The 24571-nt window shown below is 62.3% G+C and carries 27 protein-coding genes and 1 tRNA gene; 12 read left to right on the top strand and 16 right to left on the bottom strand.

All coding sequences use genetic code 11. From position 1 onward, the window contains the following. Window positions 1-269: 269 nt before the first annotated feature. Together AB7C87_RS20310 and AB7C87_RS20305 are read right to left on the bottom strand one after the other, a co-directional pair. A complete protein-coding gene (locus tag AB7C87_RS20310; RefSeq protein ID WP_369731333.1) occupies window positions 270-1391 on the bottom strand; it encodes an alpha/beta fold hydrolase in 1122 nt (373 codons plus the stop codon). Between the two features lie 121 nt (window positions 1392-1512). Further along, a complete protein-coding gene (locus AB7C87_RS20305; RefSeq protein WP_369731332.1) occupies window positions 1513-2478 on the bottom strand; it encodes an ABC transporter substrate-binding protein in 966 nt (321 codons plus the stop codon). 370 nt (window positions 2479-2848) lie between these two features. Between AB7C87_RS20305 and AB7C87_RS20300 the strand changes: the two genes are divergently transcribed. The 4 genes from AB7C87_RS20300 to AB7C87_RS20285 all read left to right on the top strand — a co-directional run bounded on the left by AB7C87_RS20300 (window position 2849) and on the right by AB7C87_RS20285 (window position 5179). Further along, the gene (locus tag AB7C87_RS20300) at window positions 2849-3895 is read left to right on the top strand and encodes an NAD-dependent epimerase/dehydratase family protein (protein ID WP_369731331.1); all 1047 of its coding nucleotides are present in this window, start codon (window positions 2849-2851) and stop codon (window positions 3893-3895) included. Window positions 3896-3949: 54 nt separating this feature from the next. Further along, the gene (locus AB7C87_RS20295) at window positions 3950-4336 is read left to right on the top strand and encodes a DUF7971 family protein (protein ID WP_369731330.1); all 387 of its coding nucleotides are present in this window, start codon (window positions 3950-3952) and stop codon (window positions 4334-4336) included. A gap of 115 nt (window positions 4337-4451) precedes the next feature. Then, window positions 4452-4841 carry a pyridoxamine 5'-phosphate oxidase family protein gene (locus AB7C87_RS20290; protein WP_369731329.1) on the top strand — a complete coding sequence of 130 codons (390 nt, stop codon included), beginning with the start codon at window positions 4452-4454 and terminating at the stop codon, window positions 4839-4841. 77 nt (window positions 4842-4918) lie between these two features. After that, a complete protein-coding gene (locus AB7C87_RS20285; RefSeq protein WP_369731328.1) occupies window positions 4919-5179 on the top strand; it encodes a HalOD1 output domain-containing protein in 261 nt (86 codons plus the stop codon). Window positions 5180-5541: 362 nt separating this feature from the next. Here the strand turns inward: AB7C87_RS20285 and AB7C87_RS20280 are convergent, their stop codons facing one another. From AB7C87_RS20280 to AB7C87_RS20260, 5 genes are all read right to left on the bottom strand, one after another. Then, window positions 5542-5859, bottom strand: a complete 318-nt coding sequence (locus tag AB7C87_RS20280; protein ID WP_369731327.1) for a hypothetical protein — start codon at window positions 5857-5859, stop codon at window positions 5542-5544. 50 nt (window positions 5860-5909) lie between these two features. Next, a complete protein-coding gene (locus AB7C87_RS20275) occupies window positions 5910-6512 on the bottom strand; it encodes a hypothetical protein (RefSeq protein ID WP_369731326.1) in 603 nt (200 codons plus the stop codon). A 676-nt stretch (window positions 6513-7188) separates the two neighbouring features. Further along, a tRNA-Pro gene (locus tag AB7C87_RS20270) sits at window positions 7189-7261 on the bottom strand. A 139-nt stretch (window positions 7262-7400) separates the two neighbouring features. Then, entirely contained in the window at window positions 7401-7997 is a 597-nt protein-coding gene (gene trmY, locus AB7C87_RS20265) for a tRNA (pseudouridine(54)-N(1))-methyltransferase TrmY (protein ID WP_369731325.1), read from the bottom strand. A gap of 87 nt (window positions 7998-8084) precedes the next feature. After that, window positions 8085-8651 carry a metal-dependent hydrolase gene (locus AB7C87_RS20260; protein WP_369731324.1) on the bottom strand — a complete coding sequence of 189 codons (567 nt, stop codon included), beginning with the start codon at window positions 8649-8651 and terminating at the stop codon, window positions 8085-8087. Between the two features lie 154 nt (window positions 8652-8805). On the opposite strand from AB7C87_RS20260, the gene AB7C87_RS20255 reads away from it, so the two are divergent. Further along, on the top strand, window positions 8806-8988 hold the full coding sequence (locus AB7C87_RS20255; protein ID WP_369731323.1) for an HVO_A0556 family zinc finger protein: 183 nt from the start codon (window positions 8806-8808) through the stop codon (window positions 8986-8988). Between the two features lie 65 nt (window positions 8989-9053). Here AB7C87_RS20255 and AB7C87_RS24275 read toward each other — a convergent pair whose 3' ends face one another. From AB7C87_RS24275 to AB7C87_RS20230, 6 genes are all read right to left on the bottom strand, one after another. Further along, on the bottom strand, window positions 9054-9257 hold the full coding sequence (locus AB7C87_RS24275; RefSeq protein ID WP_502260715.1) for a hypothetical protein: 204 nt from the start codon (window positions 9255-9257) through the stop codon (window positions 9054-9056). 14 nt (window positions 9258-9271) lie between these two features. Beyond that, entirely contained in the window at window positions 9272-9997 is a 726-nt protein-coding gene (locus AB7C87_RS20250) for a diphthine--ammonia ligase (protein ID WP_369731322.1), read from the bottom strand. 126 nt (window positions 9998-10123) lie between these two features. Further along, on the bottom strand, window positions 10124-11437 hold the full coding sequence (locus AB7C87_RS20245; RefSeq protein WP_369731321.1) for a DUF373 family protein: 1314 nt from the start codon (window positions 11435-11437) through the stop codon (window positions 10124-10126). A 506-nt stretch (window positions 11438-11943) separates the two neighbouring features. Continuing rightward, entirely contained in the window at window positions 11944-12939 is a 996-nt protein-coding gene (sppA, locus tag AB7C87_RS20240; RefSeq protein ID WP_369731320.1) for a signal peptide peptidase SppA, read from the bottom strand. A gap of 137 nt (window positions 12940-13076) precedes the next feature. After that, on the bottom strand, window positions 13077-13958 hold the full coding sequence (locus AB7C87_RS20235; RefSeq protein WP_369731319.1) for a coiled-coil protein: 882 nt from the start codon (window positions 13956-13958) through the stop codon (window positions 13077-13079). Window positions 13959-14453: 495 nt separating this feature from the next. Beyond that, window positions 14454-15536 (bottom strand): tubulin/FtsZ family protein, encoded by a 1083-nt coding sequence (locus AB7C87_RS20230; protein ID WP_369731318.1) that lies wholly within the window; start codon window positions 15534-15536, stop codon window positions 14454-14456. Between the two features lie 155 nt (window positions 15537-15691). On the opposite strand from AB7C87_RS20230, the gene AB7C87_RS20225 reads away from it, so the two are divergent. Further along, window positions 15692-16117 (top strand): DUF5791 family protein, encoded by a 426-nt coding sequence (locus AB7C87_RS20225; RefSeq protein WP_369731317.1) that lies wholly within the window; start codon window positions 15692-15694, stop codon window positions 16115-16117. A gap of 104 nt (window positions 16118-16221) precedes the next feature. On the opposite strand, the gene AB7C87_RS20220 is transcribed toward AB7C87_RS20225, so the two are convergent. Beyond that, entirely contained in the window at window positions 16222-16632 is a 411-nt protein-coding gene (locus tag AB7C87_RS20220; RefSeq protein ID WP_369731316.1) for a type II toxin-antitoxin system VapC family toxin, read from the bottom strand. Then, complete coding sequence (locus tag AB7C87_RS20215; protein WP_369731315.1) at window positions 16619-16846, bottom strand: antitoxin VapB family protein; 228 nt, start codon at window positions 16844-16846, stop codon at window positions 16619-16621. Before AB7C87_RS20215 ends, AB7C87_RS20220 begins: the two co-directional genes overlap by 14 nt. Before the next feature lie 99 nt (window positions 16847-16945). Here AB7C87_RS20215 and AB7C87_RS20210 point away from each other — a divergent pair, with 99 nt between their 5' ends. The 3 genes from AB7C87_RS20210 (at window position 16946) to AB7C87_RS20200 (ending at window position 21387) form a co-directional block, all read left to right on the top strand. Beyond that, entirely contained in the window at window positions 16946-17833 is an 888-nt protein-coding gene (locus tag AB7C87_RS20210) for an NAD-dependent epimerase/dehydratase family protein (RefSeq protein WP_369731314.1), read from the top strand. Window positions 17834-17962: 129 nt separating this feature from the next. After that, entirely contained in the window at window positions 17963-19159 is a 1197-nt protein-coding gene (locus AB7C87_RS20205; RefSeq protein ID WP_369731313.1) for a DHH family phosphoesterase, read from the top strand. A gap of 95 nt (window positions 19160-19254) precedes the next feature. Beyond that, a complete protein-coding gene (locus AB7C87_RS20200; protein WP_369731312.1) occupies window positions 19255-21387 on the top strand; it encodes a S9 family peptidase in 2133 nt (710 codons plus the stop codon). Window positions 21388-21508: 121 nt separating this feature from the next. Here the strand turns inward: AB7C87_RS20200 and AB7C87_RS20195 are convergent, their stop codons facing one another. Beyond that, window positions 21509-21679: an HVO_0758 family zinc finger protein gene (locus AB7C87_RS20195; protein WP_369731311.1), complete on the bottom strand. Its 171-nt coding sequence runs from the start codon at window positions 21677-21679 to the stop codon at window positions 21509-21511. A 140-nt stretch (window positions 21680-21819) separates the two neighbouring features. On the opposite strand from AB7C87_RS20195, the gene AB7C87_RS20190 reads away from it, so the two are divergent. From AB7C87_RS20190 to AB7C87_RS20180, 3 genes are all read left to right on the top strand, one after another. After that, on the top strand, window positions 21820-22956 hold the full coding sequence (locus AB7C87_RS20190) for a glycosyltransferase family protein (protein ID WP_369731310.1): 1137 nt from the start codon (window positions 21820-21822) through the stop codon (window positions 22954-22956). Window positions 22957-23383: 427 nt separating this feature from the next. Continuing rightward, window positions 23384-23857 (top strand): DUF7109 family protein, encoded by a 474-nt coding sequence (locus tag AB7C87_RS20185; protein ID WP_369731309.1) that lies wholly within the window; start codon window positions 23384-23386, stop codon window positions 23855-23857. A 1-nt stretch (window position 23858) separates the two neighbouring features. Next, window positions 23859-24446 carry an NUDIX hydrolase gene (locus AB7C87_RS20180; protein ID WP_369731308.1) on the top strand — a complete coding sequence of 196 codons (588 nt, stop codon included), beginning with the start codon at window positions 23859-23861 and terminating at the stop codon, window positions 24444-24446. Window positions 24447-24571: the final 125 nt, after the last annotated feature.

Genomic DNA, 24571 nt, shown 5'->3' with positions numbered 1-24571 from the left:
ACTACGTTCGGCGGGTCGCTTCTTCGGACGAGCGTCGAACACCGTCGCTCGAGGATGCTGGCTATTGTCGCCACTGAAGGTCAATACACACCGGATCGCACGAGGGGAGCGCGGTTCCGAACGAACGACGTGAGTGAGAACCGCGGCTAGTACGATCGGTGTCAAACAGTTTCATACGGTCTCCGATGAGTCTGTACCGGTCGATCGCACAACGGCGAACGATCGACCGACAGTCAGTCATCGCAGACCGTATCAGTTGTTACGATATATCAGCCAAAAAAGTCGATTTCGTCCGAAATACCGAGGTCCTCGTCCGCACTACTGAGATCCGGATCGACCCCGATCATCCGCCCGACGATCGTATGGAACTGTCCTCCGTTCTCTTTGTCTCGGAACGAATCGTAGTGACTACGTGGAGAGATTTCGATATCTTCGTAGCCGGTCGGTGTGGGACCGTCACAGCCAACTCGACCGGCCGCCCGCGACCACTCCGCGGCTTCGAACCCAAACCGGAGCACGTCATCGTTGGGATAGTAATAGTTGAACGTTCGATATCGGCCACTTGCCGCATCGAACTCCGAACGCACGCTCGAGATGTCGTCACCGAACTCTCCGTCGGTCGACACCGACTCGTCTCTCACCGCGGCGCTCACAAGGTGGAGGCTATCGACGTAGGTTCCTTCGTCGTCGTAGATCGACGATAGTGACGAGAGTGCGACGAGTGCGCCGAGGGAGTGGGCAACTAAGTGAATTCGTTCGATCCCGCGCCTGCGAAGGTCGGCGACCGCGGCCGCCAACGCTGGACCGTTCGACCTCGCGACGTCCGTCCCGACGTACCAGTGGCCGTCGGTGTTCGAGGGCCAGGAGAAGCCGACCACCGCGGCGTCTACGAACTGGTTGTCGTCGATGCTCTCTTGGACCCACTGGAAGCGCTCGACGCTGTGTTCGAACGTGTTCTGCCAGCCGTGGACGAAGAGAATCGCCGTCCGCGTGTCTCTTGGCAGGCCCCGACCTGTGCCGACGGGGCGGATATCGGAGTCGGTGTAGCCGTCTTCCAGCCCGGAGGTCATCGTGAACGTGTTCCACCAGTAATACCCCCGGGTAGAGTAGTATCCGTAGAAATCGGCGTCCTCACCAGCGGCCCTGCTTCCGTCCGATCCGTCTCGTCGGCCGCCATCGTTGCGTTCGCCCGCGGTTCTGCGCCCGTTCGAATCTTCTCGCCGGCGTTCGTTGGTGTTCACCCCCGCAGTCTTCCCTCCATCCGAGTCGTCTCTCCGACGCCGGCCGTCGTCGGATCTCGCACCCGATGCGGTCGCGGCGAGTCCACTCGTGATCCCGGCCGCGAGCACGGACCGAAGAACCGCGCGTCTACTCGCCTCGCCTCCTTTCATACGAGTGTTGTTTCTCGAATCCCGATATAGATATCGACTCGTACGGTTTATTGTCCGCCAGTTCCCTGGTGGCCAGGACTCGTTCCGGGTTGTTCCGGCTGATCCCGAGAAGTGATCAGTCTCAGTGACCAACCGCCTCGAGATGATCGGCTGCGACCCGTTCGGGGCTCGAGCCGTCCTCGACGACGCGTCTCACGAGTTCGCGTAGTTCTGCCGTCGATTCCAACGTCTCGCCGAGGGCGTCGAGTGACGATTCGAGGGGCGGTATCTTCTCGAGGGTATCCCGTCTAACCAGTGGAACGGGTGTGTACGCCGGGAAGATATCTAGATCGTCCGCAAGCGTCACGAGATCGAACATCTCCGGCTGTGGATCGGTCGCGTAGCCGATACAGACGTCGACGTCGCCACGTTCGATCGGATCGTAACGCTCCGCGAACGCGTCGACGGGAACCGTCTCCACCTCACGCGTCGCGTCGGCCTCGATCCCGTAGCGTTCGACGACGTTCGCCATCGCGTCGCTTCGCATCGTGAACTCACGCGTCGACGAAAACCGAAGCGACGCTTCGTCGTTGATGTGTGTTGCTAGCTCCGAGAGCGATCTGACACCGGCCTCTTCGGCCCACTCTCGGCGGGCAACGAATCGGTAGGTGTTGTCAACTTCTGCAGGTGTGAGCGCCGCGACGGAGCTCTCCTCGAGCGCCGCGGCGACCGCTTCCGAGAGCTCCGTCCTCGACTTCGATGCTGCGTCCGCAATCTTCGAGTGGACGTCCCCCGGAAGATCGGGTGCCACCTGGTACGCGTACAGAGTCCCCGTGTACTCCCAGTATGCGTCGATCTCGCCGTCGAACAACGGCTCGAGTACGCCACGAGTATCCGTACTCTGCCACCGGTCGCGCGATGGCTCACCGCCGGTGGCCTCGACCGTCGCGACGATCAATTCGCCGAGAATCTCGTTCTCGACGAATCCCTTCGAGCCGACCGAAACGGAGTGACGCTCGCTCGCGGATCCGCCGTCCAGACAACCGCACGCGACGGCTGGAAGTGCGGCCCCGCCTCCCCTCAGAACGTCGCGTCTTCGAATACCCATTATGTGTCGGCCCATCGAACCGGTGTGTCGAGATGCAATTCGACCCGTGATCGATATGCAACGGATACTAGACGCCGTTCTGTGGAAAATAGCCCGTCCATGCTCGTTCAGGATTTTCTACTCGTATAGCATTTCCTATAGTAATCGTCGAACTGATTCTCCCCGATCACACTCGAGCGGCCAGAACTAGTCGTGCTGGTCGCTGATTTGCGATCGGTGTACAGATCGTTTCAGCTGGTACGATATCACGGTCTCGTACGGTCAGCGGTCGTATCCGCGTTCGAGCGTCGTGAGGGCGGCTACTTGATTCGACGCCACCGAAGCGAAAACGGAGGTTCGGATTTATACGGACCCGGTGTGAGTCGCCCCCATGCGCGTTCTCATCATCGGGGGGACGGGACTGATAAGCACCGGAATTACGCGAGAACTGATCGAGGCGGGACACGAGGTCGTCTGTTTCACCCGCGGTGAAACGGACGCGTCCGTCCCCGACTCAGTCACTTTCCTCTCGGGCGATCGAAACGATCGTGGGGCACTCGAGCACGCCGCACGAACGGTCGATCCCGACTGCGTCGTCGACATGGTGTGTTTCACGCCCGAGCAGGCCGCCACCGCGGTGGACGTCTTCGCCGGCGACATCGACCAGTACGTCTTCTGCTCGACCGTCGACGTCTATCGGCGGCCGCTCGAGTCGAATCCCGCGACCGAGACGGCACCGCGCGAGTCCGATGTCGACGCCGACCCGGTCAGCGAGTACGCCGCGAACAAGGCCGCGGCCGAAGACGTCTTCTTCGACGCTCACGCGGCGCTCGGTACCGAAGACGGCTTTGCCGCGACGATTATCCGCCCGTGGAGCACGTACGGTGAGGGCGGCCCGGTCCTCCACACCTTCGGGACCGGAACGTACTACGTCGACCGGATACGCCGGGGCAAACCGATCGTCGTCCACGGCGATGGCACCTCCCTGTGGGGCCCCTGTCACCGCGACGACGTCGCTCGATCGTTCGTCGCCGCCGTCGGAAACGAGAGGACCTACGGCGAGGCCTATCACGTGACCAGCGAGGAAGTCATCTCGTGGAATCAGTACCACCGCCGGGTGGCGAGCGCACTCGACGCTCCGGAGCCCGAACTGGTCTACGTTCCGACCGATCGGCTCCGTGCGGCGCTCCCCGATCGAACGAACATGCTCGTCGATCACTTCCAGTTTAGCACCGTCTTCGACAACGCGAAAGCCCGACGCGACCTCGAATTCGAGTACACGATCGGGTTCGAAGAAGGGATCCGACGGACGGTCGCCGACCTCGAGGCGCGCGACGCAGTCGATCCCTGGGACAGCGGGATCGACGACGCCGTCGTCGACGCCTGGCGCGCCGCGGGCGACGAGTTCGTCGCCTCGGTGAGGGCACTCGAGGGCTAACCCGCGTCGGGTGCGGTCCGTACCTTCTTGCCGGTCGCCGATATACCACCTCGCATGGAAGAACTCTCGCTCGGCGTTCCCGAGCCGATCCTCGAGCGATTGCCCCCGGAGGACGAGACCGCCGCGACCGACATGCAGGAGGCGGTCGCGGGCTGGGAGCGACGCCTCAACGAGGCGATCGACGAGGCGGACGACGACCGGGACGCGGCCAAGCAAGTCCTCGAGGCGATCGACCGATTCGAGCAGCGGTACCAGACGTACGACGAACTGGTGCCCGAACTGCGCGCGTGGGGTCAGTCCCCGATCTACGCGCTGGCGTGGCGAACGCTGTACGCTGACGTCGTCGCTCAGCTGTACGACCACGACGACCTCGGGGAGCACCTCGAGCGAGAACGGAACGCGCGACTGGTCCAGGACGGTATCAGACTGCAAGATCTGTAACCAGCGCCCGACTCCCACGCGTCTCGGCGGTTCGATCGGACCCACCAGGCCGAGCGCTCGAGCGGCCGACGAGTGTAGGCACCAAATAAATCTCGGCCGGCGGTGTCGTCGATCCATGGCCTCGATCCCCGAGGAGTTTCACGACCTGTTCGAGAAACGAACGTTCGCCCACGTCGCGACGTTGACCGACGACCACGATCCACACGTGACGCCGGTCTGGATCGACTACGACGTCGACGACGACCGACTGCTGTTCAACACCGAACGCGACCGTCGGAAGCTTCGTAACATCGAATCGAACGCCTCGGTCGGTCTCAGTATGATCGATCCGGACGACCCCTACCGCTATCTCTCGGTCATCGGTACAGTCGACGAGACCACGACCGAACACGCTCGAGAACACATCGACGAACTCTCCCGGCGCTATCTGGACGACGACTACCCGCACCCGATCGAAAGCGAGCGCGTCATCGTCCGCATCCGGCCGGACGAGGTCATCGTCTGACGTGCGTCAGACGTACGTCTGCCAGGCGTCGGAAAAGAATCCTCGGGCTTTTTAATCCGGTTCGTTGGACGCCCGATATGGGGCCCGGGGAGTCAACCAGCGTCAAGATCGCCAAGAAAGTTGCCGCACACGACGGAACCAGTCCAAGCGACCTCGAGCCGCCGCTGTACGCGGCGGTCGACACTGATGCGCTGGACGCGCTGTTCCGTCCGTCGACCACGCGCGGATCGGATCTCTGTCTCGAGTTCACCTATCGGGGATACACGATTTCGGTCACTGCCCCCCAGGAGGTCGAGGTCGAGCCGAGACGCTCATCCGCCGAATCGCCCTCCGACTGATGGGAATTAACTGGATTCGGTCGTCCGCTTTCTTTCGTGGATACGATTAGCTGTGTCTGTGCGTGACTATTGCGATACGAGAGCTAGTGGGTCGGTACAGATGTCGAACACGGGAAAATTCCCGTCCTCGCGTCGTTCGGACGCCGTGGACTACGGCGAGGTACGCCAAATCTGCCGAAATGTAATTCTCGACGGCTCGAAAAGACCGACGAGCGCTTCGGTGTCGTACCTTGTTTACCCCGAGTTTCTACCCGTGTAGCAGTCGTATGTGCTGGCTCAGCGATCCGAGTTCCCGAAACATTCCAGTCCCGAACTGCTGAGTAGCGCGGTATGCGTTCGGTCCGGATACGTCGTAACAAGAATTACTCTTCTTCTAGATGCTCCAAGAGCCTCGTTCGTTCTTTTTCTCGAATCGCGATAGCGATTCCCTCATCTGGTTGGTCGGCTAACATTTCTTCGAAGAGGTCTTCTACCCCCGAATCGAGATCGACCACGTCCTCGTCAGTAACGAGTACTGCCCGCTCAGCATCTCCAACGATCATCGCACCGTCTCCAAAATCAGCTAACTCCGTTGGAATCTCATCTGAGTCCGCTGCTGGTTGAATATCTGTATAACCATCGGCATATGTGTACCCATATCCGGACTCGTATCCGTCATTATCTTGATTTTCTGGTGCCATGTTTGATGATTCTACATCTTCGAATAAATAACAAGTTCGTCATTTCATTGTCAGTCATCACCACTGACTGAACGCCACCCGACGGCCGTGAGAAGGAGAACCCCGCCGATGAGGACGAAATCAATCACTACTGGAACTGGAAGCGGCTGTATCAGTTGCGGTGGTGTCCCGATCATCGAACGGAGTATCGCAATGACGAAGAACAGAATCCCTGCAAATGCACTCCACAGGCCACGTATGAGGCGCTGAGCCTTTTTCTCGAAGAGTTCCTTATTATTCCGAATATTTCCGTTATACGTTGCAATCACCTTTTCGTAGTGATCCTCAATGTCTACTGTTTTCTTGACTGTCTGCTCGTCGGGTATTACTCCTGCCCTTCGTTTTTCAGGCACGTAGACGAGAATACAATACCAGAGGCTAACGAGGAAACTGAGCAACGTCGCAATTAGAAAAACAGTCACTTGTAATTCCTGAAATAGAGCGAATGCAGTGACAATTGCCCCGATAATCAGCTGATTAAACCTGATTATGTCCATTGCTCTATTGTTAAAATTATCAAATACATCAGATTGATAGTCTGAATACGATTTGAGGAGATCTGTCGACGATTGGTAAATGATTGCCCGTTGGTCTTCGGTCGCGGTTTCACCCATGGCAGTTTGTCTGGCAATATCCAATGGTATAATTCTCGGGTGGGTCGACGCAAATCACGAACAGATGCGAGACGTCGCGCTCACTGCGTTCGCACGCTGCGACTCGCGTGTTCGAACTGCAGGGTTCTATAGTAGCCACTGCAGGTCTTGCACACTTGATCGCCAGACGAAAAGCGCGGTTCGGAGTGAGCGCGGTTCGGAGCGTGCGCGGTTCGGAGCGAACGGAGTGAGCGAGAACCGCGGGAATGCGAACGGGGAGGAACGACCCGTGAGCGAGTGAAACGAGCGAGAACCGCGGAACGGCGAACGGGGAACGAACGTGACCCGTGAGCGAACGAAGTCGTTCGAACGACCAGCGGTCGTTCGTGATGACGAAAACCTTCGATTTTCGAACCACGAGTGAGAACCGCGGAATAGCGAGCGGGGTACCCAGTGACCCGTGAGCTCGGCGATCAGTGTGTACATCGTTGCAGTCGTTACTATATTTCTCCGCACCGCAGACCGTTCGCTGTTGCTCACGGGTTTGTGATGCGGGGAGAAAGTGGGCCGGCGCAGATTACGAACCACGGTCGCTCGTTTCACTCGCTCCCTGATTCGAATCTTCGCCTCTTCACGATTCTCCTCGCATTCGTGACTCGTCGCTTCGCTCCTCGTCAATGGAATGCGGGACGAATAGTGGGCCGGCGCAGATTCGAACTGCGGTTACGGCCACCCGAAGGCCGAAGGATACCAGGCTACCCCACCGGCCCGCACTCAAACGTGAGTCCGTCTGCGGGTTTAACGGTTCCGAACGCACTCATCTGGTGAGAGCACGCCGGCACGAAGTGCGGTTATCGATCCACGCCAACCGGCGGAAACGAACTCGAGTCCCACCGTCTAACCCACCATCTACCAGCGCTCGTAGCCGTCCGTATCCAAAAAGTGATGTGCGATCGTGATCGCCTGATCGGCGTGTAACAGTTTGGGGCCGAGTCGAACTCGTCGGTCGGTCGCCGCCTCGAGCGTCCGACGCTCGTCGTCGGTAAAATTTTGGTGATCCGAGAGGACGAAGATCGGATTCTCGAGGTCCTCAACGCCGACCGCCGGGTCGCCGTCTTCGTGTAATTCGACGATCGGTCCGTCCTCGTCGACGGACTCGAGCGTCTCCTCGAATCCGCGCCGGTAGAGTTCGACGCCCGGACTCGGTTCGGCGGGGAGCGCACCGATCGCTTCGTCGCGGTGCTCGAGTGCGTTCCGGACGAGGGCGGCGGTGCTCCGTTCGTCCGGGTTGAGCCGACGGAGGTCGGAACCGTCGAACGTGATCGTGAGTTCGTCCTGAGCGACGAGGTGGACGCGGACGTCCGAACGGATGCCGTGGGAGGTGACGAACGAGGCGGTGATCGATCGACAAAGCGCGTCGAGGCGGCCGGCGCCGCCAGCGAGGTCGTCCAGCGAGAAATCGGGATCGGTGGGTACCTCGTGGCCGACGAGTACGAACTGGCGCATACCCGGGCTACGGACGGCGGGGGGATAGCCGCCACGATTCCGTACGGTCCGTTCGATCGCAACGATATCCGGCCCCGTCCCGATCGACTACTCGTCTCGAGACAAAACGCGGCCGTCGCGTTCGAACAGCGCCCGCACGTATCCCACTCCGGGCGCTCCGTCGCGGTACCAGACGAACGCGGCGACGAAGAACAGTCCGAACTGGAACAGTTCGTAGGGTCCCATCGCGTAATAGTTGAGAATCGCGTCCAGCACCCCATCGACCGGTTCCTCGGGCGGTTGTTCGACCAGCGGCCAGAGGAGGAACTCGGTCCCGGCGAGGTCGCCCGTAAGCACCGACGGCGGGACGTCGGCCAGGAGGTGTGAGAGGTGACCAACGACGAACGCGACGCCGACGTCACGAGCGTCGAAGCGGACCGCCAGTGCGTAGACGGCCGGAATCAACACCGCGGCGAACAGAAGCGAGTGACCGAGTGTGCGACCGCCGGGAAGGACGTCGAACGTCCACGCGAGCGGTTTGTCGATCAGATCGGGGAGCTGTGAGCCGATCGCGAGGGCGATCGCCGGGAGCGCCAGCGGCGGACGATCGTACTGGTAGTGAGTGTAGGCAGTGTACAGGAGATAGGCGACGGCGAGGTGTCCCCAGGGCCACATCGCTCTCCGATTCCGCACGGAGGCGGATAAACCGATCGCCGTCTTTCGGGGCCGGCCGATCCTCGAATCACACCCGCGGATCGAAACCTGTAACGGAGATGGTACGGCACAGGCAGGGTCAACCGTTACCCCTCCCCCAGCCGGGTGTGGTGATATGGCGAAATCACAGCCGGCGCAGACCGACCGACAGGGACGCCAGCTACTCGCGATCCTGGAGGGCCGGTCCTGTCCGTCCTGTCCGGACGGCGAACTCGAGCGGGGGACGTACAAGGACAACAGGGCCGTCGTCTGTGACAGTTGCGGTACGCCCCAGGCGCAGGTCTGGACCCCTTCGTAACCGGACCTGAGGGCCGATTTCTGCTCGGTCGGACGTCCCATCGGAGTTCTCCGGCCGAATAACAGTCAACCCAACCGCGCGTCGGTGATCCGCAATCGGCCCCGAGAACCGTCCCACTCGCGTTCGTACTCGAGATCGATCCGCCGGTCCATGTGCGGCCCGTCGACCACCAGGGTCTCAGAACCACCTTTTTTCCGCTCGGGTCGACGGAGTCGACCGCTCGCGCAAAAAATCTGGACCAAAAAAGGCCGCTCGTTCGCTTCGCTCACTCACGGACGAGCCGTCAGCGTAACTGCGCGTCGGTGATCCGCAATCGGCCCCGAGAACCGTCCCACTCGCGTTCGTACTCGAGATCGATCCGCCGGTCCATGTGCGGCCCGTCGACCACCAGGGTCTCGAACTCCCCACCTTCACCGAGAATATGAACGCCGTACTCGTCGTTCAATTCCTCGAGTTCGGCGAGTGCCTCGCGATCGAACGTTCGTCCGAGCCAGGAGTCGTCTAGCCCGTAGGCGGCAACCTGGACGATCTCGATCTCGAAGCCAGCCTCGAGCATCGAGTCGGCGAGTTCCCGTGGATCTTCCTGCCACAGCGGCGCGAACAGCTCACACTCCAAGCGCTCACACATGGCCTGAATTCGGTTCGTCTGGTACTCGCTCTCTACGGCGCCGGCCGTCACGCCCGTGATTCCGCCCTCGAGATCCTGCTCGAGCGTTTCGAGGGCGGTTTCGAGGGGCTCGAGTTCGTCGTCACCCTGGGCGCTCGAGTCCGTCACCGAATCGGCCTCGAGGTCGCCCGGATCGACGTCGACGAGTTCGATATCGACGCTTTCGGCGGCGAGTTCGGCGAGTTCCGTCGCGGGAACGTGGTACATGTACGAGTCGTCGCTCGGATGAACGGTGACCAGTCGCCGAACGTCGAGGTCGTCCTCGAGGGCGCGGTACAACGCCCACGAAGAGTCCTTTCCGCCCGAAAAGAGGCTCACCCAGGCCCCGTCTGCGTCGCTCATAGTTGAGCGTACATCTACGGGGGTAAATGGGTGACGAGTCACGCTGTCCGACGGAGACGCCGGCTCGGCTCGTCGGTGATCGGGAATCCGTCCGGGACGTACGGGCGGGTCGGAACCCAACCCGTCTCACTCGGGCTCGTTTGGCTCTGGTTCGTCACTCGAATCCATCTCGACGTCCGTGGGTGCATCCGCATCTGACTGTGGATCCGTGCTGTCGTCGACGATTTCGACGCCCGCTTCGTCGTCTCCGCCACTCGACGACCTACTTGTCGGTGGGCCACCATCCGTCAGACCGGACGTCTCACCGGATCCGTCGGACAGTTCCGTATCGTTTCGCCCGCTAAGCGACGCGGCGAGTCGAGCGCCGACGAGGCTGACCGCAACCGCAACGACGACGTACAGCGCCAACCGCTCGCTCGCGGTGACGACGATTGTCTCGACCGGGAGGATCCCGTGACCGGCGATTTCGACCGGATCGATGAGCCCCTGTTGCTCGAGGAAGTACGCGGAGAAACCACGGACGACGAGTCCGACCGAGAGCACGACGAACGGCAGGTTGAGAAACGAACGCCGGATCGGCTCCTCGCTAATTAATTCGTCGAGGACCCGGCCAGCACTCGCGGTGAGCGCGGCCACCGCAAGCCACGGGATGCTGTCGAACGTAAACTGCATCGCCGGAATTACGACGCCCGACTGATCCTCGAGACTCGAGACGCCGAGCCCTCCTGCAAAGAGACCGACGAGGGTCAGTCCGGCGGCGGCGACGTAGGTGACGACCGACACCTGTCCGGAGTAAAGCGACTCTCGAATCTGGTGGGCGGCGCCGGTGAGAATCTCGTCGATGCTAAAGCCCTTGTAGAGCAAGAAGAGACCGATGACGGTGGTGATCGCCGCCGCTCCCTCGGCGGTGCCAAACCGCATCGCGAGGAACGGAAAGACGAGTAACGTCAGTCCAAGCGGTACCAGCACGGTCTGGCGCAGTTCCTCGTCGGCGAGAAACTGCTTGAGTAGGTAGTACGTCGACTCGATGTCCCGGGCCTGCCGGACGACGACCCGATCGACCGAGTCGACTCGTACCCGGCTCTCGACGACGGGGACCAGCCGCTCGTCTTCCGCGCTGTCGATGACGACGACTGCGGACTCCGGCTCGTACTCGGCGATGAGATCGTCGAGCTGGCGGGCGACCGCCCTGTCGGCCGAGACCATCGACTCTCGGTCCCCCGAGACGACCGCCACGACCGCCTCCTCGTCCTCGTCGCGGAGGTTCTGGGCGACGCGAAGCGTCTCGAGCAGGGAGTTGACCCCCGAATCCTCCGGATCCGCGAGGCCGATATCCGTCACGAGCGCGCGAACTGCCTCCCAGCCGACGATCGGCGAGTGAAGACCGGTCTTCCGGCCGACGTCGTCGGTCCGGTCGAGACAGACGACCAGCGTTGTCACGGTACCCGTTCCTTTCTGTGTGACGATAAAACCACTTACTCGTTCGGGATGGGTCCGCCGAGCGGAACCCTCGAATCGCCGCAGTACGCGGTGATCTATAGTAGCCATTGCAGGACTTGCACACCTGCTTGCCAGACGAAAAGCGCGGTTCGGAGCGAGCGCGGTTCGGAGCGAACGAAGTGAGCGAGAACCGCGGGAATGCGAACGGGGAGGGACGACCCGTGAGCGAAGTGAGCGAGAACCGCGGGAATGCGAACGGGGAACCCAGTGACCGTGAGCTCGGCGATCAGTGTGTACCTCGTTTCAGTTGTTACTATCGCTCGAGCGGTCGGGCGCGTCGACCCCGACGAGAAAGTGCCGTCGGGTGGTCGGTATCAGCCAGACAGTAACCCGTTTCATACTGTCGGATAATAGTCCGTGAGAAGCCGGTCGCGAACTCGCGGCCGTCACCACCGGAGACGGTCGCGGTAGCGCACCGGGTCTTCAAATGGTTCTCCCCGATAGTATCAGGACCGCAGTCGGAACTCCCTCGGTCCGGCCAGTCCGGCGATACCGGCTCCAAATGCGTAGGCAACCGATCGTGCGCCGGCGCCCATGCGAGCGACCAGCGGCCGTTCGGGTTCGAACTCCTCGACGGTCACCTCCTCCGTCTCGAGGCGCTCTGCGAGCACCTCTTCGACGTCTCGGCGGGTGCCGAGTTCGTCGACCAGTTCCAGTTCGTGAGCCGATTCGCCGAGGTAGATCCGTGCCTCGGTGTCACGGACGAACTCCGGCTCGAGGTCGCGCCCGTCGCTGACGCGCTCGACGAACGTCTCGTAGTAATCGTCGATCACGCCCTGTAGATACTCACGCTCGTCCTCTTCGAGCTCTTTCAGGGGGGTGCCGGCGTCCTTGTACTCGCCGGCGGCGAGTCGTTCGTACGAGAGGCCGACTTTCTCGGCGAGTTCGCTCGCGTTCACCCGCGAGCCGATGACGCCGATCGAGCCGACGATCGACCCCTCGCGGGCCCAGAGTTCGTCACAGCCGCTTGCGATCCAGTAGCCGCCGCTCGCACAGACGTCCGTGGTGTAGGCGATCGTCGGCCCCTCGAAACGCTCGGCCGCGAGCCTGATGTCGTCGCTCGGGACGACCTCGCCGCCGGGCGTGTTGAGCTTCATCAGTAACGCCTGGACGTTGTCGTCGTCGTTCGCCCGATCGATCTGTTCGACGATATCGTCCGCCGGCGTCGCTCGCGGACTCGAGGGGAGCGCGCCGCCGCCACCGTCGCGCGTGATCGGCCCCTCGACTGCGACCTCGGCGACGTCGTAGCCGGGAAACAGCGAGCCGGCGATGCTTCCGGCGATCTTGACGCCGACGAGCAATGCGGCGAGTGCGAGGACGACGCCGAGTAGCTCCGCCACCGTCTCCGGATAGACGACGAACAGTCCGACGCCGAGGACGGCAAACAGCACCGTTCCCGACAGAACGATCGCGAGCCGACCGATTCCAGCCTTACTGATCATCGATCACACCTCGAGTCATACCATCGTCTCCGCGTGCCGACCTGTTAAAAGAGTCGTCTGTCGCATCCTCCGACGGCATCGCTCGATATCGGCTTGCCGAAAATCGAACGGAAGACGAATCGAAGAGACGACCGTGCTTACAGGAGCCCGGTCTTCTGGAGCTTCATCAGGTCCTCGGTGTCTAAGGTCTCGCCTTCTTTGAACTTCTGATAGATCTCCTCGGCCTCCTCTTTGGCCTCCTCTTTTTTCTTGTCGCGTTCGGACTTGCGCTCTTTCTCTTCTTTCTTGTCCAGTTCGCGCAGTCGCTTCTGGACCCGCACGAAGTCCTCGTGGTGTTGGTCGGCGGCCTCCTGGGCCTCGACGAACGAGTCGTGCATGTCGTCGGCCTCGTCGCGGATGTCGTCGGCCTCGCGGTAGGCCTCGATCATCTGGTTGTGGTGTTCCTGGGCCTTGTCCGCGAGTTCGGTAACCTTCTGGTGGTGTTTAGACGCCTCGGAACGAACCTCCTCGGCCTCCTCGACGAGTCCTTCGAGGTCCTCGTTCTGGTCGAGTTTCTGCTTTCGCTCCTCGTACTCCTCGCGTTTGGACTCGATCTTCTCGATGAGTTCCTTTTCTTCCTCGCTCGAGAGGACCTCCGTCTGCTGTTTGAACTCGAGTTGCTCGATCTCGTCCTCGAGCTGTTCGAGATCTTTGCCCTCGTCGAGTTCCATGTCCGACTTGAGCTTCTCGACCTTGTCGAACAGTTCGTTGGCCTTCGCGTTGAGCTCGTTACGTTTGTCCTTGTGTTCTTGGACCTGCTCGTTGAGCTCGTCGCGTTGTTCGCGGTGTTCCTGGGCCTCGTCGACTTTCTCGCGTGTCTTCGCGTTGAGATCGTCGCGTTTCGAGGCTCGCTCGGAGGCCATCTGGTTGAGATCGTTTCGCCGATCTCGAAGCTGGCCGGCCATCTTGATGAGCTGTCCTTTCGATTTGTTCTCGAGGTCGTCTTCCGTCAGTTCGATGTTTTTCGATTCGTCTACCATGTGTTATTCAAACCTCTGTGCCATACCCGCACCGGGGTGGTCGGATCGATCCTCGACGCATCCGTCGATCGGTGAGAATGCGTCGGCATCGTCCGAACAGAGCGAGCGCTCGGGATCTGCGAAATCTCGGTGAATAAGATTTCCTGTCATCGATCGTCGAGCGATACGCGCCCCGGTGGCGTTCTGGTACTCGGGAATACTGTCGCCTGTAATTTAAATGTACCGATCGAAGAAACCGTGAAAACCGTTAGCAGACGCCTCGTCGGCCGTGTTGGATACTAACATGCTGGTGCGAACGACATATAAACGATTACACGAAACTGACTCAGCTTTTTTCGGGCGGGGTCACCGATCGAGACGAGAACCCGTTTCGGGACAGCGCTGTCCTCGGGATCGAGTGTGATACGGAGTGCTGTCACGAGTAGTGTACCGATTTACCGGTTGTCTCGCGGGACGGGTCGCGATCGCACCGGAAATGACTGACAGCAGACCGTCTCAGAACAGGTTCTCGAGACGGTCGTCGGTGAGCTGGTCGACGTTCTCGTCGGGCGCCCGTGTCTCGGTCTCGTTTGCCGCCTTCGCACGCTCCATGAACTCGTCGAGGCGGGCCGAGCGTTCGGCGCCGCCGAGTAAGACCAGTGCGCCGAGGCGCTCGCTCTCGATCGGGAAGTCGCCGCCACGAACCTGCATGCTGTCGGTTTCGTCTTCGACCCACCGGCGGGCCCGCTCGACGCCCTTGCGGGGGATACGCTCGGGTTCGCCGGCGATGACAACCAGCGCCGAGTCGGCGGCCGTCGCGGCGGGCATGCTGGTTCCGGTCAACAGCGCCTGTCTCGTGACGGTCATCGTCACCTGGATGTTCTCGGCGCTGTCCTCGCTCGCGACTTCGCTTGCATACCCCAGCACGGAGACGCCACCGGAGCGAAGCGTGTTGATGACTTCACTCGAGTCGACGACGCTCTCGCCGACGCCCTCGGTCGCTTCACCCGAGGCGAACAGGAGGCCGACGCGTCGGGCGATCTTCTCGTTGATCGTCTCGAAGGCGCTCTCGACGCTTTCGCCCTGTTCGTGCCAGGAGTCGTTGTCGATCAACAGCGTCGAGTCGGCTTCGCGGAGCAGTGTCTTCAGCGAGCGACCGGCGTTGGCCTGGTACAGCGCGCCTTCGTTCCGGCCCGGGAGGACGCCGAGGGCGTAGACCGGAACGTCGTAGACGCGCTTCAAGTGGTGGACGAGGACGGGTGCACCGCCGCTTCCCGTCCCGCCGCCGAGACCGGCGACCACGAAGATCGCCTCGGCGCGGGAGGTGACGCGTCCATCCAGGTTGCCAAGCACCTGCTGGATGTCCGACTGCATGATCTCGGTTCCGAGTTCGTTGTCGCCGCCGACGCCGTGACCGCTTACGCGATCCGCGCCGATCAACTGCGTATCGACGAACTCGAGGGAGTGGAGGTCTGGTTCAGCGGAGTTGACGGCCAGGGCACCTTGAACGGCGTCGAAGCCCATGTTCGCGTCGAACCGGGTGAGCCGTTCGGTGACTTTCCCACCAGCCTGACCGACCCCGATCAGGGCGACTTTCATACAATTCGTCATACGCGTGAGGCAAGTTGAACGTTCCGATGGGGGGCGCATGCTATCACGGAGCGTAGATCTCACCGATCGATCCTCACTCAACCGCCGACGAGTGCGATTGCCGAATGGTAACCCACTTGTGGGCGAACGCTGTCGGTTTCGGTATGTTCTACGAACAGCGAATGGCCGTTCCCGACTCGCCCGCCGAACTGCGAGCGGAGTACGACTCGGATCTCGAGGCAGTCGTCGAGACCCACGGCCCGGATACCGTCGCCGCGGAAACCGGGATCGACCGGACCGTCGTCGACGTACTCGCCGCGGAGGACTCTCCCGACCTCTCACTCGAGGACGCGGCCGAAATCCAGTCGCTCGCCGAGGGTGCGCCCGATCCAGAGACGATCGTGACGATGGCCTGTGAGCACCTGCTTCTCGGCATGTCCACGGCGGTCCTCGACGTCGATGCCGTCGAGAGCGAACTCGAGATAGACCTGGGCGCAAAGGAGATCCAACAGAAGATCGAACGCCGTGCGCCGATGTCACTCGAGGAGTTCGTCCACGTCCAGTACGTGATCGCCGACAACGCGCCGTGAACGGTAGTTCGCTCAGCCGGTGTCATACGGTCTGCTGTAAATCGTTACCTGCGCAATCGCAGACGGGTCGCGGTTGGACCAGCAAATCGTGACAGCAATCCGTATCAGTATTCCTGCCAGTCGATAACGGAAACGTCGTCGATCCGTTCGAAGTGGGAGACGTTCGCGGTCAGAACGGGTCGTTGCTCCACCCGAGCAGTCGCTGCGGTATAGACGTCGTGGAGGTCGTGAAGCGGACGTCCGCGTGACTTTAGATCCGCGATGATGTCCGCGCCAGCGGTCGCGATCGCACGGGTTATTTCGATCACGTCGAATCGAGCAAACAGTCGATCCAGGTCGTTCATCGCTTCTTGACGATCCGTTTCCGTCTCGTATTTCAGGTTCGCTCCGAGTCGAAGTTCGGTCACAGTGGCTGTGCTAATCGCGTGCCTTCCCTCGTCGTCCAATCGGGAAACGCGTCGATCCACGCCGCCGCGATCGATATCGACGAGCACCGACGTGTCACAGAGTTTCATCCTCGAGCCTCGACAGTGTTCCCTGGCTCATACGTTCGATCTCGTCTTTCACCTGGTCGTAAATTTCTTCGTCGAGTACGCCCGCTCCGGTAACGTCGGCCAGTCGTCGACCGTCGTCGAGCGTCTCTTCGATCACCTCGCTAAAACTTCGATCTCCCTTCTCACGCTTTAGTTCCCGGTAGACGTCGTCCGAAATCGCGATGTTCTTGCTCATGGGTTATGTATGGGTACTCATACGCAAAAAGATGTTGTCGCTCGCGGTCGAAACGATCTCGAGCGACGATACTATTGTCGTCCGTTCCCGACTCGACGTATGAACGTCGCCATACTGGGATGTGGTCACGTCGGTCTCGAGCTGGGCCGCCAGCTCGACGCACGCGGACACGACGCGATCGGGGTTCGACGCTCCGGGGAGGGGATCCGGCAGATCGAGGATGCCGGATTCGAGGCCGTACAGGCAGACGTTACCGACCGCGAGGCGCTGGCGGCGGTTCCGGACGTCGACGCGGTCGTCTTCATCGCGAGTAGTGGCGGTCGCGGTGCCGAGGCGGCCCGCGAAATCTACGTGGACGGCCTCCGGACGGCGATCGAAGCCTTCGGCGAACGAGAGAACCCTCCCGATCGGCTGGTCTACACCTCCTCGACGGGCGTCCACGGTGACCACGACGGCGACTGGGTCGACGAACAGACGCCACTCGAGCCGACGACGGAGAAGACCACGGTGCTCGCCGAGGCCGAACGGATCGCCCTCGAACTGCCGCCCGAGTACGGCTACGAGGGAACCGTCGCGCGCTACGCCGGTCTCTATGGACCCGGCCGATACCGCCTCGAGCGCTACCTCGAGGGACCTGTCACGGAGGGGTACCTGAACATGGTCCACCGCGACGACGCTGCCGGCGCAGTCCGCTATCTCCTCGAGGAGGACCTCGCGCGCGGGGAGGTTGTCCAGGTCGTCGACGACGAACCCGCCGAAAAGTGGGCGTTCGCCGACTGGCTGGCCGACGAGTGTGGCGTCGACCGACCACCAAAGCGAACGAAAACCGAACGCCTCGAGGACGACGAGCTTTCGGAGGCCGCCCGTCGCCGGATCCTGACGAGCAAGCGGTGTTCGAACGAGAAACTCCGGGAACTCGGCTACGAGTTCGCCTATTCCACGTTTCGGGAGGGGTATCGCGACGCGATCGACGCGTACGTCGGCTAATACGTGACGTCTCGGTACGGAAGACGGTCGGCTCCCAGGACGCGAACGTGTTACATCACGGACTGGTTGACGCTGTCGATCGGCCGAAATCAGGGGAAAATTCTTGGTATTTCAATATAAGTGTCCGATATGTACTATCCCGGGCCCTCGAGGACCGTCGCGTTCGCCGACGTGGACGCGTCGTCGCTCGAGGGCGTCGTGGACACGCTCACCTCTCTCGAGCCGCTGGTTCTGTCGCTTTTGATCCTCGGCGTCGCCGCGCTCGTCCTCGGCGTCTGGTGGCTGGTCCGCTGGTTCCGTCGTCCGCCGGGTGGCCGTCTCAGACGAGTGTTGGCCGGCTACGACGACGTCTCCGTACTGATGCATCCGAACCCCGATCCCGACGCGATGGCGTGTGCGATGGGCGTCGCCACCATCGCCGACTCGGTCGGCACCGACGCGACACTGCAGTACCCCGGCGAGATTCGCCACCAGGAGAACCGGGCGTTTCGAACCGTTCTGGGCCTGGACCTCGAGAGCGTCGAGTCGAGTTCCGACCTCGCCTCGGATGCGGTCGTGCTAGTCGATCACAACACGCCGCGAGGCTTTACCGGCGCCCAGACCGTCGAACCCATCGCAGTCGTCGACCACCACCCTGGAAACGGGACGGGGACGAAGTTTACCGACGTTCGAACGGAGTACGGCGCGGCGGCGACGATCGTCGTCGAGTACGTCAGAGAACTCGATGCGATCAAGGAGACGGACGAGAACGACGAAAGTGGGGACCTCGAACTCACCCAGGAGCTGGCGACGGGGCTTCTGTACGGTATCCTGGCCGATACGAACCACCTCACGAACGGCTGTTCGAGCGCGGAGTTCGACGCGAGCGCCTACCTCTTCGAGGCGATCGACGAGGACCTGCTCGAGCGAATCGCCAACCCGCAGGTCAGCGACGACGTGTTACAGATCAAAGCGACCGCGATCACCGAAAAGCGCGTCGAGGGTCCGTTCGCGATCTGTGACGTCGGCGTGATTTCGAACGTCGACGCGATCCCGCAGGCGGCGGACGAACTCATGCACTTAGAGGGAGTGACGGCGGTCGTCGTCTACGGCGAGAGCGACGGAACGATCCACCTCTCGGGTCGATCGCGCGACGACCGGGTTCACATGGGTGAGACGCTCCGCCACGCCGTCAGTGACATCCCGATGGCGAACGCCGGCGGCCACGCGCGGATGGGCGGCGGTCAGCTCTCGGTCGATCACATGCGGGGGATCGGCCCGTCGGACGGGATCGACAAGGCCGAGTTCGAAGAACGGCTCTTCTCGGCGCTGTCCGGCGAGCGGTAGCAGTCGACCGTCACACGAGTCCGCCGAGTTACGATGGTTGTGCCAGGTTCCCACACTACCCTAACGTCCAAGCACCTCTCGGACGACCTCGGCTCATGAACGAACTACCGGCGGACGCCATCTACGATCTGACGCGTCCGATGGAGGTCGCAGTATCGCCTGACGGGAGTCGCGTCGCCTTTCAGGTACTCGAGTACGACCGCGCCGAGAACCGTCGACGGAGTTCGGTGTTCACGGTACCCGCTGACGGCAGCCGAGAACCGCACCGTCTCACACGGGTCTCCGACGGAACGACGGTGAAGTGGAGTCCCGACGGCGCTCGATTGGGCGTCGTGATGACGCGGACGCGTGATGCCGAACTTCAGGTTGGAAACGACGAGTCCGGTGGCGATCGGGTGGACGATACGGGCGATGATTCGAGCGGGACGGACGACGACGGTCGGGGTGGCGGCGGGGACGAACCCAGCCAGCAGTTGTGGGTGTACGACCTCGAACGCGGCGGTGACGCTCGCCAGGTCACCGACCACGACGAGGGGATCCGCGACTTCGACTGGGGACCCGAGGGCGAGCGCGTGGTCGTCTCTGCCCGCGATCCGACCGCCGGGGACGACGCGCTCGTCCAGCGCCGCGATGGCGATCCGATCGAGATCGACCGTCTTCAGCACAAGTTCGAGGGCGTCGGGTGGCGGGATCCGGTGTCGACTTCCCTCTTCGTCGTCGACCTCGAGAGCCGCGACCGTCGACGACTGACTGACGCTTCCAGCGGTGGTATCCTCGAGCCGTTCCAGGAGCTCCAGCCTACCTGGCATCCCGTGGACGACCGGATCGCATTCGTCGCCAACCACGGTGACGATCCGGACGATACCTACGCACAGGACATTCACATCGTCGACGCTGAGAGCGACAGGACGGAGCGACTCACGGCCGGGGAGTACATGGTCGGCGAACCGACCTGGAGTCCCGACGGTGGTCGGCTCGCCTTCCCTGCCAGCGACCCGACCAACTGGTACGTGCCGACGGACGTGTGCGTCGCCGACGCCGACACCGGCGAGTACCACGTTGTCACCGAGGATCTGGACCGGGATCTGGTGTGGTTCGAGGGGCTCGTCTGGCTCGACGACGAGCGCTTGCTGACCGGGATCGGCGACGAGGGGTGGTCGCGCTTCGTCCGCCTGTCTGCAGATGGCGGCCACGACCGCGTCTACAACCACCAATCACGCGACGCGTCCCTTCTCCAGTTCGACACTGACGGTGAGACGATCGCGTTCGCTCGACAGCATCCGCGGAAGGGCATCGACCTCTTCGGAGTGGATGTGGGTGCCCTCGAGACACCGGGCAACGAGTCGGACCCGGCCCGTCGGTTGACGGAGCTGAATCCGGACCTGGTCACCGACTACGACCATCCCGAACTCGAACGCCTCACCTTCGAGGGTGGCAGATCCGACGACGTCGAGGGGCTCGCGTTCTATCCGCCGGCATTCGACCCCACGGATCCGAACGGCGATCGGCCGCTGTTGATATCGATTCACGGCGGGCCCAGACGCTACGACGAGCCGCACTTCGACTTCGACACCGCATTCTGGACGACGCGGGGCTACGTCGTCTTCAAAGTGAACTACCACGGGTCGACCTCGTACGGTCGAGCGTTTTGCGAACGACTCGAGGGCCAGTGGAACGATCTGGAGGTGGATGACGTCCTCGCGGGGGCCGACGAACTGATCGAGCGCGGCTGGGTCGATCCCGACCGGTTGTTCGTCACTGGCTTTTCCAACGGCGGAAAAACCACCGCTCAGATCCTCGCCAAAAGCGACCGGTTCGTCGCCGGCGCCGCCGAACACGGGATCTACGACATGCGTTCGGCGTTCGGAACGAACGACACCCACAAGGTGTGGGAAAACGAGTTCGGGCTCCCGTGGACGGATCCCGACGCGTACGACGCCGCGTCAGTGATCACGGATATCGACGACATCGAGACCCCGCTGTTGGTGACCGCTGGTGAAAACGACCTGCGATGCCCGCCCGCACAGGCCGAACAGCTGTACGTCTCGTTGAAGAAACGCGGAATCGAGTCCAAACTCATCGTCTATCCCGATACGAATCACGTCCATTACTTCGTTGCCGGTCCGGATCGCGCCACCCACCGACTGGAGACGCTATCGGCGTGGTTTGAACGGTTCGATCCTACCGTCGAAAACGATATCGACAACAGCGATACTAATTGCGGGTGACCGGAGATCCGTTCGTACGCGTCGCTCACGGACGTGAACTGCAATACGCTCGGAAAAGCTACACCCCGAACGACGCGTCGCTCGCGTGCCGTAGCCGGTAAGAGTGCGGGACTCGACGTCGTTATCGGATCTCCTTCCACTCCTCGGCGCAGTCCGGGCAGATCCGGACGGTTTTGATCTCCTCCGGATCGTTCTCCGTCTTCAGGGGCTTTTCGCACTCGCTACAGACGAGGCGATCGTAGGTGTCCTTCTCGAGTTCGCCTTCGCGTAGTGCCTTCCGGACTGATTTCATGTTCACCCTGTAGGAAGGTAGGGGAGAAAAAGACCGGGGCTTTCTGCCATTTCGCATAGAGTACCCGATAGCTCTTCGATTCCAGTGCCTCGTTCGCCGGAGTCGTGGCCGTTTTATCGGTGGGGCCGAACACACCACCGATGGAGTACGTCCAGGAGCGAATCGCGACGCTCCACGACCTGGGTGGGGGCCGACACGCTCCCGATAGGTCCGGTGACCTCGAGGGGATGCTCGCCGACACGGTCGTCGTCGTTCCGATGATCGACCGGGAGTGTCAGAGCCCCGCGGCCGAGCGCGTACTCGGCGAACTCGAGACGCTCGACCCGGCCGCCGTCTTCGTCCCCGTTCGCGCGCCGGCCGAACGCATCGGAACGTTTCGCGAGTGGCTCGAGTCGTTTTCGTTGCCGATACAGTTGCTCTGGTGTAACTCGCCCGCCGTCGAGACCCTGCTGGCGGAGTCCGGGCTGTCGGGCGCGTTCGGGAAGGGGCTCGACGTCTGGCTCGCGCTGGGGCCGGCGGCCGACCGCGGCGAGTTCGTCGTCGTTCACGACGCCGACGCCCGGAGCTACGAGGCCGACCACGTCCGGCGACTCCTCGCGCCGCTCTCGCTGGGATACGAGTTCTCGAAGGGATACTACGCCCGCGTCGAGGAGGGACGGCTCTACGGCCGCCTCTTTCGGCTGTTCTACGAGCCGCTGATCGCCGCAGTTGCGGCCGAACACGACGACCCGATCGTCGACTACCTCGAGGCGTTCCGGTACGCCCTGGCCGGCGAGTTCGCCGCCAGCGCGTCACTGGCTCGACGACTGCGAGCGCCACGCGCCTGGGGGCTCGAGGTCGGGACCCTCGGCGATGCGTTCGACCACGCTGGCTTTTCCGGCACCGCCCAGGTCGACCTGGGTCGACACGTCCACGACCACCGCGCGGTCGCCGGTGAGACGGGACTCGAGGGGATGAGCCGCGAGGTCGCCGCCGAACTCTTACGGATCCTCGAGGAGCGCGGCGTCGACCCGGAGTACGAGACGCTTCCCGAGCGATACCGGGACGCGGGCGAGCGACTGATCGACGGATACCGAGCCGACGCGGCGTTCAACGGGCTCGCCTACGACGTTACGGGCGAACGCGACCAGCTCACTCGTTACGCCGAGTCGATCGACGAGCCGGGTCCCGACCGGCGACTCCCACCGTGGACGGACGCCCCGATCGAACCCGATGCGGTGCTCGAGGCCGCCCGTCCGTGGCTCGAGGGAGCGATCGGATCGACGGTGGGTGACTGATATCGTCGTCGTGGAGGCGATAGTGCCTACTATAGTAGCCACTGCAGGTCTTGCACACCTGTAGCCAGACGAAAAGCGCGGTTCGGAGTGAGCGCGGTTCGGAGCGAGTGAAACGAGCGAGAACCGCGGAACGGCGAACGGGGAACGAACGTGACCCGTGAGCGAACAGAGTCGTTCGAACGACCAGCGGTCGTTCGTGATGACGAACATCTTCGATTTTCGAACCATGAGTGAGAACCGCGGAATAGCGAGCGGGAAACCCAGTGACCCGTGAGTTCGGCGATCAGTGTGTCAATCCTTTCAGTTGTTACTATCGAAGGTTTGTGGCCACCCGATGCCCCGCCCGGCTCGAAACACCGACTCGCCGACCGGCCAACCGCCGTCGGCGCTATCAATCTTTATCAGCGAACCACCCGTTGGGGGCGGTATGAACGCGACCGCCGACGAACTGGCCGGCGTGGTCGACCTCTTCGGCGGACTCACTCGAACGGAACTCGAGCGCGCGCTCTCAGAGGCGGCCTACCGTGCGGACGGCCGGTCGGTCGACGATGCCGCGCTCGCCGAGGCGATCGCGGGCGCACTCGAGTCGTTCGCACTGGTTCGCTACGAGCGCTCGGGCGATCCGTCGCCGCTTCTGGTCGCCGGACCGACCGCGTTCCCGTCGGTCCCCGACCACGCCGAGGACGTCCCCCACATCCTCGGGATCGATCGTCGCCGGCTCGACCGAGCGACACTCGGCGAATCGGCATCCGAACGGTTCGTCGAGGCGATCGACGAGGCGATCGAACGCGGCGACGAGGATCGACTCGAGTACCTGATCGACGTCAGCTACGACGTCGAGGCGTGGGCGCCCGTCGACCTGGCGGCGGATCGAGAGCGACTGACGGAGGCGCTCGAATGAGATGAGCCGTCTCGATCTCGATCCCGTCGCGGCCCACCTGCCGGTCGAAATCGACGATCAGCCGTACGACGCGGCCGTTCTCGCGCCGGTCGTCGATCGAAACGGCGAGGATCACCTCCTGTTTACGCGCCGAGCCGACCACCTCGGCGAGCATCCGGGACAGATGAGTTTCCCCGGCGGGGGCGCCGAGTCAGTCGACGACTCGATCCTCGAGACGGCGCTCAGAGAATCCCACGAGGAGATCGGCCTCGACCCCGAGGATGCCGAAGTGGTCGGCCAGCTCGACGACATTCGAACGATCACGGAGTACGCCGTCACCCCGTTCGTCGTGCGCATTCCCGACCGGGAGTACCAGCGCGACGGTAACGAAGTCGCCGAGATCGTCGTTCTTCCCCTCTCAGGGATTCTCGATCCGGATAACTACGAGTACGAACGGCGCGAACATCCCTACTACGGCGAGATCGTCGTCCACTACTTCCACGTCGACGGCTACACCGTCTGGGGTGCGACCGGTCGGATCCTCGTCCAGTTGCTCGAGCTCGCTACGGGGTTCGAGGCTCCCGAGCGCATGGATCGTTCGCAGGTCTGATACGGATTGCTGTAACGATTTGCCGGCGCGACCGCAGGACGGGACGCGGTCGTGCCGGCAATGACTTACAGTAAACCGTATGTTGGCGGAGTGGGTCGGCGGGCGTTATCCGATACGGCCGACCG

The organism is Natrarchaeobius versutus (assembly GCF_041205745.1).
Classification (GTDB): Archaea; Halobacteriota; Halobacteria; order Halobacteriales; family Natrialbaceae; genus Natrarchaeobius; species Natrarchaeobius versutus.
Note: the sequence above shows the minus strand (reverse complement) of the source record. Positions and strands in the feature narration are given on the sequence as shown.